Origin of the sequence: Streptomyces sp. NPDC001728, assembly GCF_040297565.1 — a bacterium.
In the GTDB taxonomy this organism is placed as follows: Bacteria; Actinomycetota; Actinomycetes; order Streptomycetales; family Streptomycetaceae; genus Streptomyces.
Genome location: NZ_JBEOZK010000033.1, coordinates 1 through 13,161 on the forward strand (window position 1 = coordinate 1; position 13,161 = coordinate 13,161).

A 13,161-nucleotide genomic window follows, 5' to 3' on the forward strand; every position below is an offset into this window, starting at 1 on the left:
GACAGCGGCTCTTTCGCCGTCCCGGTGAGAATGCCCCGACGTCGTGACGGGCGTCGAAAGTTGTCCACAGGCGAGGGGAATAGTCATTCAAATGGCCCGGCCCACCCACAATCGCCGACCCGCAGACACCCCCGCCCCTACCCCCGCCGCATCCTCGCCGCCCGCGCCACCGCGACCACCGCCTTCTCCAGGGCGTATTCCGGGTCGTCCCCGCCGCCCTTCACCCCCGCGTCCGCCTCCGCGATCGCCCGCAGCGCGAGCGACACCCCGTCCGGGGTCCAGCCCCGCATCTGCTGCCGTACGCGGTCGATCTTCCAGGGCGGCATCCCCAGCTCCCGGGCGAGGTCGGCGGGTCGCCCGCCCCTCGCCGAGGACAGTTTGCCGATCGCCCGTACACCCTGCGCGAGCGCACTGGTGATGAGCACCGGCGCGACCCCGGTCGAGAGCGACCAGCGCAACGCCTCCAGCGCCTCCGCCGCCCGCCCCTCGACGGCGCGGTCCGCGACGTTGAAGGAGGACGCCTCGGCGCGCCCCGTGTAGTACCGCCCGACGACGGCCTCGTCGATCGTCCCGTCCACGTCGGCCGTGAGCTGCGCCGCCGCGGACGCGAGCTCCCGCAGGTCGCTGCCGATCGAGTCCACGAGCGCCTGGCAGGCCTCCGGCGTGGCCGACCGCCCCAGCGCCCGGAACTCCTGCCGTACGAACGTCAGCCGCTCCGCCGGCTTGGTGGTCTTCGGGCAGGCCACCTCCCGCGCCCCCGCCTTCCGCGCGGCGTCGAGCAGCCCCTTGCCCTTGGCGCCACCCGCGTGAAGCAGGACGAGCGAGATGTCCTCGATCGGATCGTCGAGGTAAGCCTTGATGTCCTTGACCGTGTCGGCGGCGAGATCCTGGGCGTTCCGCACGACCAGGACCTTCCGCTCGGCGAAGAGCGAGGGGCTGGTGAGCTCGGCGAGCGTCCCGGGCTGGAGCTGGTCGGACATCAGGTCGCGCACGTCCGTGTCGGCGTCGGCGGCGCGGGCTGCCGCCACCACCTCCTGGACGACACGGTCGAGGAGCAGGTCCTCCTGCCCCACGGCGAGCGTCACGGGACCGAGGAGTTCTTCGGGGGAAGTCTTTCTGGTGGCCATCGCGATCCAGCATCCCACGGGCCACTGACACCCATGCCCGAGAATGGCGGGGTGAGCGAACGACACGTACTGGTACTCCCCGACCGCGACGCCGCCGAAGAGGTCGCGGGCGAACTCCCCGACCGTTTCGGCCTGGCGGAGGAACCTCAGCTCGTAAGGGACTCCCTGGCCGGGGAGGACGACGCGGAGGACGCCCAGTGGCTGGTGGTGGTCGAGGATCCGCACGGCAGGCTGGACCCGGTCGCCCTCGACGAGCTGGCCGCCGAGTACGAGGGCTGGCTGGAGGCCCCGTAAGACACACGCGGGGACACCCACAGGACCGGCCAACGGCCCCGCCCCGGGCGGCGCCCGCCCGTCAGCCCCGCGTCGACTTCGGAACGATCTGGATGTCGAGCTCGATGCTGATGCTCGATCCCACGGCCGCGATCCCCCGCGCGAGCAGGGTCTGCCAGGTGAGGGTGAAGTCCTCCCGGTGGAGTTCGGTGCTGGCCCGGCAGGCACCGCGGGTCTCGCCCTCCAGCCCGCTCCCGAGACCCAGGTACTGGGTGTCGAGCGTCACCGTGCGGCTCACGCCGTGCAGGGTGAGCGCGCCGGTGACGGCCCACCGGTTGCCGCCCCTGTGCGTGAAGCGCTCGCTGAAGAACTCCAGCGTGGGATAGGCGCCGACGTCGAGGAAGTCACCGGACCGCAGGTGGTCGTCGCGCATCTGCACCCCGGTGTCGATGGACGCGGCGTCGATGACGACGTGCATCGCCGACTGCTCCATCCGCTCACCGATCCGCACCGCGCCCGCGAAGCTGTTGAACCGGCCGTGGATCCGGGCCAGGCCGATATGGCGCGCGGTGAACCCGATCTGCGAGTGCGTCGGGTCGATCTCCCAGTCGCCCGCCTCGGGGAGCGGGGGCTGCGGGGCGATCTGGAGCAGGACGTCACCGAGCCCGGCGTGGCCGCCCTCGGCGACGACGGCGGTGCCGTGGTGCGGCGTGTAGCCCTCGGCGGTGATCGCGAGCCGGTACTCGCCCGCCGGTACGGTCGCGAGCGCCGTGCCGTACGGGTCGGTCTCCCCGGCGAGCACCTTGCGCCCCGCGGCGTCGCTGACGACGAACTCGGCCTGCCGGACCGGTTCGTGCACCGGGTCGAGCACCCGGCAGCTCAGCATTCCCGCAGAGGCGGGTACGGCGAGACCGGCGAGCGGACCGCCCCGGGCGGCGCCCGCCGCACGCTTCCCGAAGAGACGATCGAACATTCTTCACGCACCCCCGTGCGACTCGTTCATTGTGCAACGAAATTGCATTCGATCACCGCCCACACGTTCTAGGCAAACCGGGCAAGCGTGCAGCAAGTGTTACCGAGGGTTCGAATCGGAAATTCCAATTCACCCGATCACTGGTCCCGACCCGCGCAGAAGCACGCACCTCCCCGCACCTACGCGACCGGCGCCGACTCCCCTTCCCGCTCCGGCAGCTCCCGCATCCACGGCAGCGGCGAGGGCAACAGCCACAACACGGCGAAGACGGCCCCGACCGTGGCGATCCAGAGCGTCGGCCGCAGTCCGATCGCGGTGCCGAGCAGCCCTCCGACGAGCGCGCCGAGCGGGCGGAAGCCATGGTTGAGCGTCCGGAAGGCGCCCATGACCCGGGCCCGCACGGCGTCGGGTATCAGCGCCATCAGGAACGATCCCACCGCCACGTCCACGATCATCACGCCGACGCAGGAGAGGAACTCCGCCAGGAACAGCACGAACACCACCAGCGTCCGTGGACCGCCGGCCAGGGGTATCAGGAGCAGCGGCAGCGTGAACCCGAGGAAGCCGACGACGAGCGAGCCGCCGATACCGATCCGCCGGACGACCGCTCCGCTCCACACCGCCCCGAGGAGACCACCCACGGCGCCGGTCGCGAGCACCAGGCCGAGCAGCCCCGCCCCGAGGCCGAGTTCGGTGGTCGCGTAGAGCACGAAGAGCGTGTGGAACATGAAGTTGAAGAACTGCACCGTCCCGGAGGCGGAGAACAGCGCGCGCATCGAACGCTCCCGGAGCACCCAGCGCATCCCCTCGGTGAAGTGCCCCTTGGTGACGGGCGCGGGCGAAGGCTCGACCGGGGCGATCCGGGCCAGGTACCCGGCCGACACCAGGTACGTGAGGGCGTCCGCGACCAGGGCGAACGGAGCGGTGAGGAACTGCACCAGAAGGCCGCCGACCCCGGGCCCCGCGAGCCAGGCAGTCGAACGGCTGCCGTTGACCAGCGAGTTCGCCTGCACATAGCGCTCGGTGGGCACCAGCGCCACGAAGAGCGTGGCGTTGCAGACCTCGAAGAGCACGGTGAGCGCGCCGACCCCGAAGGCCACCACGTAGAGCTGGGTGAGCGTCAGGGCGTCGAGCGCGTAGGCCACGGGGAGGGACAGCACCAGTGCCGCCCGCCCGAGGTCGGTCGCGATCATGGCACGCCTGCGGCCGGCCTGCCGGTCGGCCCAGGCGCCGAAGGGCAGGTTGAACAGGAGCGCGGGCAGGAGTTCGGCGGCCTTGAGCCAGCCCATCGCGGCGGCGTCGGCGCCGAGGACCAGCACGGCGGCGAGCGGGATCGCCATGAGCGATATCTGATCACCGGCGAGCGAGATGGTCTGCCCTGTCCAGTACCGACGGAAGGTCCGCTCGCGCAGCAACGGCGGCACCCGGCCCACGAGGCCCATACGCTTCACTCCTCCCACTGATCCCACTCCCCTCTCACTCCTCATCGCTTTCGGGTACGTCCTGGTCCAGGTAGGCGATCTGCAGGACGGTGACGGGCCGCGAGCCCTCCGGCCGGAGGGACGGGTCGGCGGCACGCGTCTCGTAGGGCCGGAACAGGTCGTCGATGCGCTCCCCGATCCCGGCCAGTTCCTCGGGGGTGAGGTGGAGCACGCGGTCGCCGAACTGCTCGGCCTCCCGCCACTTTCTCGGCAGCCGGTGCCGACCCTCCATGGCCCGGGTGACCCGCTCGAAGTAGCGCTCGACGATCGCCGCGCCCAGCGCGTCGGCCGCTTCCGTGACCGCCGCGTCCTCGCTGTACTCCGGCCACTCCGTGTACCGGGCCGTGGCCCGCCAGGGCTTCTCCCGGCCCTTGCCCCCCGGCGCCTCCTCCACCAGCCCGTACTTGGCGAGTATCCGCAGGTGGTAGGAGCAGCTGGCGACGGACTCCCCGGTCAGCTCGGCCGCCCGGGTGGCGGTGAACGGTCCGCTGGTGCGGAGCAGCCCCACCAGGGACATCCGCAGGGGGTGGGCGTACGCGCGGAGTGCGCGCGGGTCGGTGAGCCGAATACTGCGGGGCTGCTCACCCTCGGGCCGTGGATCACTGTTCTCCGACATGATGTAAAGATATCTTTAGAAAGACTCCTTTACAAGGATGGCTCTCGGTACGGCCACGAGGCCCGGCCCCGCTCCCACCACCGCGACCGCCCCGTCCCGATCGGTCCGCAGCACTCGCGCCCCACCGGCCCTCAGCAGGTCCAGAGTCCGGGGCGAAGGGTGCCCGTACGGGTTGTCCGGCCCGGACGAGACCAACGCAAGCCTCGGGCGCACCGCCCGTATCAGCCCCGGGTCCTGGTGGGCCGAACCGTGGTGGGCGACCTTGAGCACGTCCACCGGCCCGAGGTCCGGATGGGCCCGCAGCAACGCCCGCTGCGCCGGTGGCTCCAGATCACCGAGCAGCAGCAGGGTCAGCCCTCCGGCCGCCCGGACGAGCAGGGTGACACTGGCGTCGTTCGCCCCGGCGCCGGAATCCCCTGCCACCGCTCCCGCCTCCGGCCAGAGCACCCGCCATTCCAGGGCCCCGGCCCGCCGCTGCTCCCCCGGCCCCGCGCGGATCAGCGGCACACGCGCGGTCGCCGCCGCCCGCCGTACGAACGCGGCCTGGCCGGGCGGCTCCTCCAGCCCCGTCGTCTGGATCGCCCCCACCGCCCGCCCGCGCAGCACCCCCGGCAGCCCGGCCACGTGGTCCGCGTGGAAATGGGTGAGCAGCAGCAACGGCACGCTCCTGACACCGAGTTCGCGCAAGCACCGGTCCACCGCCTCCGGATCCGGTCCCGCGTCCACCACGACACCCGCGTCCCCGCCCGCCGCGAGCACCGTCGCGTCCCCCTGCCCCACCTGGCACATCGCGTACACCCAGCCCGGCGGCGGCCATCCGGTGGCCCACCGGGTCAGCGGCGCCGGCCGCACCACCACGAGGAGGAGCACCACGACGACCAGCACACCGATCGGCCCCCGGTGCGGCAGTCTGCGCGCACCGAGCACGACCACGGCCGTGAGCAGCGCCAGGGCGAGGCCGCCCCACCACCCGCCGGGCCAGCTCAGTTCCGCCCCGGGAAGGGCGGCGCCCGTACGGGCCACCCGCGCGATCCAACCGGCGGGCCACCCCGCCAGCCAGGCGACCCACTCCGCCGCCGGGGCCCACACCGCCGCCAGGGCGAGCGTGGCGAATCCGAGCACCGTCGCGGGCGCCACCGCGAGCTCGGCGAACAGGTTCGCCGGAATCGCGACCAGACTCACCCGCGCGGCGAAGACCACCACGACCGGGGCGCAGGCCGCCTGCGCCGCCAGTGAGGCCGCGAGGGCTTCCGCGAGCCCACCGGGCACCCCTCGCCGCCGTAGCCCCTCACTCCACCCCGGGGCGACCATGAGCAGGGCACCGGTGGCCAGGACCGAGAGCAGGAATCCGTAACTCCGGGCCAGCCAGGGGTCGTAGAGCACCAGCGCCAGGACGGCGGCGGCCAGCGCCGGAACCAACGATCTCCGTCGGCCGGTCCCGATCGCGAGCAGCACCACGAACCCGCAGGCCGCCGCCCGCAACACGCTCGGATCGGGCCGGCAGACGACCACGAACGCCAGCGTCAGCGCTCCCCCGGCCAAGGCCGTACCCCGCAGCGAAAGCCCCAGCCGAGGCGCGAGCCCGCCCCGCTCCACCAGGTGGGCCCGCCCAGGGCGCCCCACGAGCAGAAGCAGCACGATGGAGAGGTTGCTTCCCGACACGGCAAGCAGATGGGTGAGGTCCGTCGCCTGGAAGGCGTCCCGCAGTTCGGGCTCGACCCTGGACGTGTCGCCCACGACCAGGCCGGGCAACAGGGCCCGCGCATCCGGTGGCAGCCCCTCGGTCGCCCGCCGCAGTCCCGCGCGCAACTCCCCCGCCGTCCGTTGCAGCGCGCTCGGTGGCCCGATGATCCGAGGCGCTGCTGCGCCGTCGACCTTGAGCACCGCGGCGAACGGATCGTCCGGCCGCGCCGGCGGCGCGAGCCTCCCACCGACCCTCAGCCGGGTCGACGGCACGAGCCGTAACCACTCCTCCCGCCCCTCCCCCGGCGGCACGATCAGCAGGACCGGGGCCCTGGTCCGATGGGCCGTGCCGTCGGACCGCTCGGCCCTGGTGACCACCCCGTCCAGGACGACCGAGACCGGGACCGTCGCGCTGCCCCGCACCCGGGGCCGGGTGAGCCTCGGATCGGAGGCCACCGTCACCTCCAGCCACACCCGCGCCGACTCCTCCGCCAGCACCGGAACGGGACCGCGCCGCAGATCCGCCGCGTGCAGTCCCGCCGAGGTCGCCCCGGCGGCGGCGCACAGCAGGGCTCCGGCACACGCGGTCGCCCGCAACCTCCACCCCGGCGAACCCGACCACCGACGAGCGCCCGCGGCCACCCCGGCCCAGCCGCCCCCGAGAGGCGCTCCGGAATCCCCCTCCGGGCCACCCCAGCGGGCCTCCCCGCCACCGAACCTCACGGCCACCCCCGGCACCAGCAGACCGACGGCCACCACCAGACAGACCGCGACCCCGCCGATCGTCCACCACCCGGTGGCACCGAGCGCGCAGGCCGCCGCCGCCCACGCCGCCACCGCGAGCGGAACGAGCCGGAGATCCACGGGCCCTTCCTCCCACCCGGCGGCCCGGCGCTTCCCCTCGGACCCGCAGCTCTCCGGCTCACCGGCCGTCCCCTCCCGGCCCCTCACGGCCGGACCAGGGGTTCGAGGTCGGCGAACCGGCGTTCACCGATGCCGTTGACCTCCCGCAGCTCCCCGACCGACCGGAAACCGCCGTGCTCCGTCCGATGGTCGACGATGTGCCGGGCGAGGACGGGACCGACCCCGGGAAGGGTGTCGAGCTGCTCCGCCGTGGCGGTGTTCAGACTCAACGGCACTCCCGGCCCGCCTCCGCCCGCACTCCCGGGGCCGGGACCGCCCGCCGCCATCCCCGGCAGCCCGACCAGCACCTGCTCGCCGTCGGAGAGGACACGGGCCCGGTTGAGCCCGGTGAGATCGGCGCCCGGCTTCGCCCCGCCCGCCGCACGCAGGGCGTCCGCCACCCGCGAGCCCACGGGCAGCGTCAGCACCCCTGGCCTGCGCACCTTCCCACCGACATCGACGATCACCCTCGCCCCGCTCGACGCGGCACCCGGACCGCGAGGAGGCTCCGTCCCTATCCCCGTGCCTGTCCTCGTCCCGGCCCGAGGTCCGGGCGCGGGCGCGGCCCGCACGAGTTCGGGAGCGCGCACCGGCTCCGGCCGACCCGTCCAGAAGTAGCCGCCCGCGAGCCCCGCGGCGACGACCAGGACCACCACCACCGCGGCCAGCGACCTGGGGTCGAGCCCACAACGCGTCTGCACCCACACCGGCATCCGTTCGCGCAACGCTTCCGCCAGCCGCCCCCGAGCCCTGGGCGGCGACCCCCGTTCAAACGCCTCGGGCACCTCCGGCACCACCGCACCGCCGTCCACCCCCACCTGAACCGGCACCGGCACCGGCACCGGCACCACGGACGGCGCGCCCGCCCCCGCAGCTCCAGGAAACAGCGCGTCGCCCCGGCGCCGTACCCCCGCCCCGGCAATCCCCGTGGCCGTCCTCCCAACCCTGGCCCGCCTACCGCCCCGCCCGGGAGACGCTCCGCGCGCTCCGGGGCGGCTCCGCCCGTCGGAACCCGCCGCCCTGCCGGGTCCGCTCGTCGGAGCACCCCTCGTGCCCATGGTGCGCGGAGTGGTCGATGCCGTACGTGTACGAAGAGTCATGCGGATGACGCTAAGCATCGCGACCGCACCGTGCGGGGCCCTACGAGGTTCCGTGGACAGGGGTCCGGCTGTGGAAAACTCCGTCACTCCCCCGAGTGACGGTTCTCAGCGCGGCGAGACGACGACCGCGAGCAGCCCGGGCCCGGTGTGCGCGCCGATGACCGCTCCCACCTCGCTGACCTGGATCTCCGCCATCCCCGGCACACGCTCCCTGAGCCGGTCCGCGAGCGCCGCGGCCCGTTCCGGGGCGGAGAGGTGGTGGACCGCGATGTCGACGTCGCCGGAACCGGCCCGTTCCACCGCGATCTCCTCCAGGCGCGCGATGGCCTTCGAGGCCGTGCGCACCTTCTCCCTCAGCTCGATCCGCCCGCCGTCGAGTTCGAGGAGCGGCTTCACCGCGAGCGCGGAGCCGAGCAGCGCCTGCGCGGTCCCGATGCGTCCGCCCCGGCGCAGATAGTCCAGGGTGTCGACGTAGAAGTAGGCGGAGGTCCCCGCGGCGCGCTTCTCGGCAGCCGCGACGGCTTCGTCGAGCGAACCGCCGGCCTCCGCGATCCGCGCCGCCTCCAGGGCGCAGAAGCCGAGTGCCATCCCCATCATCCGGGTGTCCACCACGCGCACGGGCAGCGGCGCGTCCTTCGCCGCGAGCACGGCGGCGTCGTAGGTCCCGGAGACCTCGGCGGACAGATGGAGCGAGACGACGCCCGTCGCCCCGGCCTCGGCGGCGTCGCGGTAGGCCTCGGCGAAGACCTCGGGGCTCGGCCGCGAGGTGGTGACGGAGCGCTTCTTCTGCAGGGCCTCGGCGAGGGCCTTGGCCGAGATCTCGGTGCCTTCCTCCAAGGCGCGGTCGCCGATGACGACGGTCAGCGGGACCGTGGTGATCGCGTGCCGCTCCCTCGTCTGGCGTGGCAGGTAGGCCGTGGAATCGGTGACGATCGCGACATGCCGGGACATGAGCGGGAGGTTACCCGCCGAGACCGCCGCACGGCAGCCCGGCCCCCACCGGCGACACGTCGAGCGTCCGTCCGGACGCCCGCCTACGGGCTCCGGTCCTCCGCCCCGGTGCCGTCAGGTGGTGGTCTCGGGGCGGGCCGACTTCTCCCAGGGGTAGGCGGTCCGACGCGGATCGGGCGCCGTGATCGCGGACCGCTCACCACCGGCCGCATGCCCGGGCTGCCCGGCCGTCCCGGCCTGCCCGGACGGCGCGGCCCTGAATTCGTCGGTGCCCGCCGCCGCACGCGGCGCGCTCTCCGGGCGGGTCCAGTGGCGCAGTGCCCCCGCTTCGACGTCGATCTGGTCGCTCAGCGACGACAGGTCGTCCTCGGCGAACTTCAGGGCTCGGTCCCGGGCGGCGCGGCGCAGCGCGTCGGCCGAGCTCGTGATCCGTTCGGTTCGCGCGGCGAGTTCGGGGAGCTGCCCGGCCACCCATGCCCGGTCGGGCTCCCGCTCAAGGCGCCTGAGGTCGTCGTCCAGTTCCAGCCCGTGCCCGCTGAGCCGACGGAACAGGTCCAGCGACTCCTTCAGCGAGGCGTCCTCGCCGACACCCGCCTGGAGCGCCTCCTGTGTGGCCCGCATGGAGGTGCGCAGCGAGAGCCGGAGTCTGGCCAGCTCACCCGGGACCCCTGTCTGGCCGAAGCTCTTGGCTCGCAGCGTGGTGTCCTCGACCGTGCGCCGCGCCTGGTCGATCGTGCGGTCGACCCCGCGTTTGGCGGCCTTGACCGCCTTCACGGTGACGAAGACACCGAGCGCCACGAACGACAAGAAGAGCAGCGCCATGATCGTGATAATCGTGGCTTCCATGTGTGCCCCTCCGGCGTCCGTCGGTTCCCACGTATGTGGTCCCTCCACCGTAAACGGAACGGGCAGGCCAGGGGTTCCTTCGGAACCCCCAACCTGCCCGTAGGGGAAACCCCTATGTTCCCGTCGGGACGGCGACCGTGTCGTCAGCCCGCGACGATGTTGACCAGCTTCGGCGCCCGCACGATCACCTTGCGGATCTCCGCTCCGCCCAGCGCCGCGACCACGTGCGGGTCGCCCAGCGCCAGCGCCTCCAGGTCCGCGTCGGTGATCGACGGCGAGACCTCCAGACGGGCCCTGACCTTGCCCTTGATCTGCACGACGCAGGTCACGGTCTCGTCGACGACGTACGCCGGGTCGGCCACCGGGAAGCCCTGGTGGACGACCGAGTCGGTGTGGCCCAGCCGGCGCCACAGCTCCTCGGTGATGTGCGGGGCCAGCGGGGCGACCAGCAGCACCAGCTGCTCGGCGACCGACCGGGACAGCGCGCCGCCCGTCTTCGTCAGGTGGTTGTTCAGCTCGGTGATCTTGGCGATGGCGGTGTTGAAGCGCATCGCGACCATGTCCTGGGAGACACCGTCGATCGCCTTGTGCAGCGCGCGCAGCGTGTCCTCGTCGGGCGCGTCGTCGACGACGGTGACCTCGCCGGTCGTCTCGTCGACGACGTTGCGCCACAGCCGCTGCAGCAGCCGGTACTGGCCGATCACCGCGCGCGTGTCCCAGGGACGGGACACGTCCAGCGGGCCCATCGCCATCTCGTACAGGCGCAGGGTGTCGGCGCCGTACTCGGAGCAGATCTCGTCCGGCGTCACGGCGTTCTTCAGGGACTTGCCCATCTTGCCCAGGACGCGGCTGACCTTCTCGCCCTGGTACCAGAAGCCGCCGTCGCGCTCCTCGACCTCGGCCGCCGGCACGGCGATCCCGCGCTCGTCCCGGTAGACGAAGGCCTGGATCATGCCCTGGTTGTACAGCTTGTGGAACGGCTCGGCCGAGGAGATGTGGCCCAGGTCGAACAGCATCTTGGACCAGAACCGCGCGTACAGCAGGTGCAGCACGGCGTGCTCGGCGCCGCCGACGTACAGGTCGACGCCACCGGTCGGCATGCCCTCGCGGGGGCCCATCCAGTACTGCTCGACGGCCGGGTCGACCAGCTTCTCGTCGTTGTGCGGGTCCAGGTAGCGCAGCTCGTACCAGCAGGAACCGGCCCAGTTGGGCATGGTGTTGGTCTCGCGGCGGTAGCGGCGCGGACCGGCGCCGTCACCCAGGTCCAGGGTGACGTTGACCCAGTCCTCGTTGCGGGACAGCGGGGTCTCCGGCTGGGTGTCCGCGTCCTCCGGGTCGAAGGTGCGCGGCGAGTAGTCCTCGACCTCCGGCAGCTCCAGCGGCAGCATCGACTCGGGCAGCGAGTGGGCGACGCCGTCCTCGTCGTAGACGATCGGGAAGGGCTCGCCCCAGTACCGCTGGCGGCTGAACAGCCAGTCGCGCAGCCGGAAGTTGACCGTGCCCTCGCCGATGCCCCGGTCGGTCAGCCAGGCGGTGATCTTCTCCTTGGCGTCGACGACGTCCAGACCGTCCAGGGAGATGTCCTCGTTCGAGGAGTTGACCAGCTTCGCCTCGTACGAGGAGAAGGCCTCGTCCCAGGTCGAGGGGTCGGTGCCGCGGTCCGCGGCGGAGCCGCTGTCGGACGCCGTGCTCGGATCCACGACGCAGCGCATCGGCAGCTCGAAGGCGCGCGCGAAGGCGAAGTCGCGGCTGTCGTGCGCCGGGACGGCCATGATGGCGCCGGTGCCGTAGCCCATCAGGACGTAGTCGGCGATGAAGACCGGGACCTGCTCGCCGCTGACCGGGTTGGTCGCGTACGCGCCGGTGAAGACGCCGGTCTTCTCCTTGGCGTCGGCCTGGCGCTCGACGTCGGACTTGGAGGCGGCCTGCTTGCGGTAGGCGTCGACGGCCTCGGACGGGGTGGCGTGACCGCCGGTCCACACGTCGTGGGTGCCCTCGGGCCAGACCGCAGGGACGATCTTCTCGATCAGGTCGTGCTCGGGCGCCAGGACCATGTAGGTGGCGCCGAACAGGGTGTCCTGGCGGGTGGTGAAGACGGTGATGGCGCCGGTGTCGCCGACCTGGAAGTCGACGCGGGCGCCCTCGGAGCGGCCGATCCAGTTGCGCTGCTGCAGCTTGATGGCCTCGGGCCAGTCCAGCGCGTCCAGGTCGTCCAGCAGGCGGTCCGCGTAGGCGGTGATCCGCATGTTCCACTGGCGCAGCTTGGACTTGAAGACGGGGAAGTTGCCGCGCTCGGAGCGACCGTCGGCGGTGACCTCCTCGTTGGCCAGGACCGTGCCCAGGCCGGGGCACCAGTTGACGGGCGCGTCGGAGGCGTACGCCAGGCGGTACTCGCCCAGGACCTCGGAGCGCTCGGCGGCGCTCAGCTCGCTCCACGCGCGCGTGCCGGGGACCTCACGGGTGCCGTTCTCGAACTGCTCGATCAGCTCGGCGATCGGACGGGCCTTGCCGGCCTCGTCGTCGTACCAGGAGTTGAAGATCTGCAGGAAGATCCACTGGGTCCAGCGGTAGTACTCCGGGTCGATCGTGGCGAACGACCGGCGCTTGTCGTGGCCCAGGCCCAGCCGGCGCAGCTGGACCTTCATGTTCTCCATGTTGGCCTCGGTGGACACGCGCGGGTGCGTGCCCGTCTGCACGGCGTACTGCTCGGCCGGCAGGCCGAAGGCGTCGAAGCCCAGGGTGTGCAGCACGTTGTGGCCGGTCATGCGCGCGTGGCGGGCGAAGACGTCCGTGGCGATGTAGCCGAGCGGGTGGCCGACGTGCAGGCCCGCACCCGAGGGGTACGGGAACATGTCCATGATGAACTTCTTGGGCCGGGCGGCGACCTCGGGGTCGCCCGCCAGGTCACCGGTGGGGTTCGGGACCTCGTAGGTGCCCTCGGCGTCCCAGAAGTCCTGCCAGCGTGCCTCGATGTCGGCGGCCATGGCCGCCGTGTAGCGATGCGGGGCCGCCGTCTCGGCGGCCGTATTGATCTCGGTCATGGTCCTTGAAGCTCCATCGATCGTCTCTGCCCACTGCCACGGACTGCCGTGAAATGAAAAATCCCCTCGCACAGGAGGGGACGCCGCGCCGACTCCGACAGATGTCTGTCATCCGTCGGGACTGATCAGCGCGGCTCGGTAAGCAGAAGGCGTACGGCACGCATGGC

At 72.4% G+C, this 13,161-nt stretch carries 10 protein-coding genes; 1 reads left to right on the top strand and 9 read right to left on the bottom strand.

The genetic code is table 11. From position 1 onward, the window contains the following. Nucleotides 1-137: 137 nt before the first annotated feature. A complete protein-coding gene (gene holA, locus ABT154_RS32380; RefSeq protein ID WP_332434736.1) occupies nt 138-1,127 on the bottom strand; it encodes a DNA polymerase III subunit delta in 990 nt (329 codons plus the stop codon). Between the two features lie 33 nt (nt 1,128-1,160). On the opposite strand from holA, the gene ABT154_RS32385 reads away from it, so the two are divergent. After that, on the top strand, nt 1,161-1,421 hold the full coding sequence (locus ABT154_RS32385) for a hypothetical protein (protein ID WP_502969646.1): 261 nt from the start codon (nt 1,161-1,163) through the stop codon (nt 1,419-1,421). A 61-nt stretch (nt 1,422-1,482) separates the two neighbouring features. On the opposite strand, the gene ABT154_RS32390 is transcribed toward ABT154_RS32385, so the two are convergent. From ABT154_RS32390 to leuS, 8 genes are all read right to left on the bottom strand, one after another. Beyond that, a complete protein-coding gene (locus ABT154_RS32390; RefSeq protein WP_317874852.1) occupies nt 1,483-2,373 on the bottom strand; it encodes a YceI family protein in 891 nt (296 codons plus the stop codon). Between the two features lie 179 nt (nt 2,374-2,552). Next, complete coding sequence (locus tag ABT154_RS32395; RefSeq protein WP_502969651.1) at nt 2,553-3,824, bottom strand: MFS transporter; 1,272 nt, start codon at nt 3,822-3,824, stop codon at nt 2,553-2,555. 25 nt (nt 3,825-3,849) lie between these two features. Continuing rightward, nucleotides 3,850-4,470: a winged helix-turn-helix domain-containing protein gene (locus ABT154_RS32400; protein ID WP_351861740.1), complete on the bottom strand. Its 621-nt coding sequence runs from the start codon at nt 4,468-4,470 to the stop codon at nt 3,850-3,852. Between the two features lie 15 nt (nt 4,471-4,485). Next, nucleotides 4,486-7,104: a ComEC/Rec2 family competence protein gene (locus ABT154_RS32405; protein ID WP_502969647.1), complete on the bottom strand. Its 2,619-nt coding sequence runs from the start codon at nt 7,102-7,104 to the stop codon at nt 4,486-4,488. Continuing rightward, nucleotides 7,101-7,757: a ComEA family DNA-binding protein gene (locus ABT154_RS34040; protein ID WP_502969648.1), complete on the bottom strand. Its 657-nt coding sequence runs from the start codon at nt 7,755-7,757 to the stop codon at nt 7,101-7,103. The genes ABT154_RS32405 and ABT154_RS34040 overlap by 4 nt, the downstream gene beginning before the upstream one ends. A gap of 504 nt (nt 7,758-8,261) precedes the next feature. After that, entirely contained in the window at nt 8,262-9,107 is an 846-nt protein-coding gene (locus ABT154_RS32415; protein WP_351861746.1) for a DegV family protein, read from the bottom strand. A 114-nt stretch (nt 9,108-9,221) separates the two neighbouring features. Beyond that, a complete protein-coding gene (locus ABT154_RS32420; protein ID WP_351861748.1) occupies nt 9,222-9,953 on the bottom strand; it encodes a hypothetical protein in 732 nt (243 codons plus the stop codon). A gap of 143 nt (nt 9,954-10,096) precedes the next feature. After that, nucleotides 10,097-12,994, bottom strand: a complete 2,898-nt coding sequence (leuS, locus tag ABT154_RS32425) for a leucine--tRNA ligase (RefSeq protein WP_351861749.1) — start codon at nt 12,992-12,994, stop codon at nt 10,097-10,099. Between the last annotated feature and the right edge of the window lie 167 nt (nt 12,995-13,161).

Bases quoted from the DNA above. Each gene is read 5' to 3' on its own strand.
- holA (WP_332434736.1), bottom strand. From the start codon at position 1,127: ATGGCCACCAGAAAGACTTCCCCCGAAGAACTCCTCGGTCCCGTGACG.
- ABT154_RS32385 (WP_502969646.1), top strand. From the start codon at position 1,161: ATGCCCGAGAATGGCGGGGTGAGCGAACGACACGTACTGGTACTCCCC.
- ABT154_RS32390 (WP_317874852.1), bottom strand. From the start codon at position 2,373: ATGTTCGATCGTCTCTTCGGGAAGCGTGCGGCGGGCGCCGCCCGGGGC.
- ABT154_RS32400 (WP_351861740.1), bottom strand. From the start codon at position 4,470: ATGTCGGAGAACAGTGATCCACGGCCCGAGGGTGAGCAGCCCCGCAGT.
- ABT154_RS32415 (WP_351861746.1), bottom strand. From the start codon at position 9,107: ATGTCCCGGCATGTCGCGATCGTCACCGATTCCACGGCCTACCTGCCA.
- ABT154_RS32420 (WP_351861748.1), bottom strand. From the start codon at position 9,953: ATGGAAGCCACGATTATCACGATCATGGCGCTGCTCTTCTTGTCGTTC.
- leuS (WP_351861749.1), bottom strand. From the start codon at position 12,994: ATGACCGAGATCAATACGGCCGCCGAGACGGCGGCCCCGCATCGCTAC.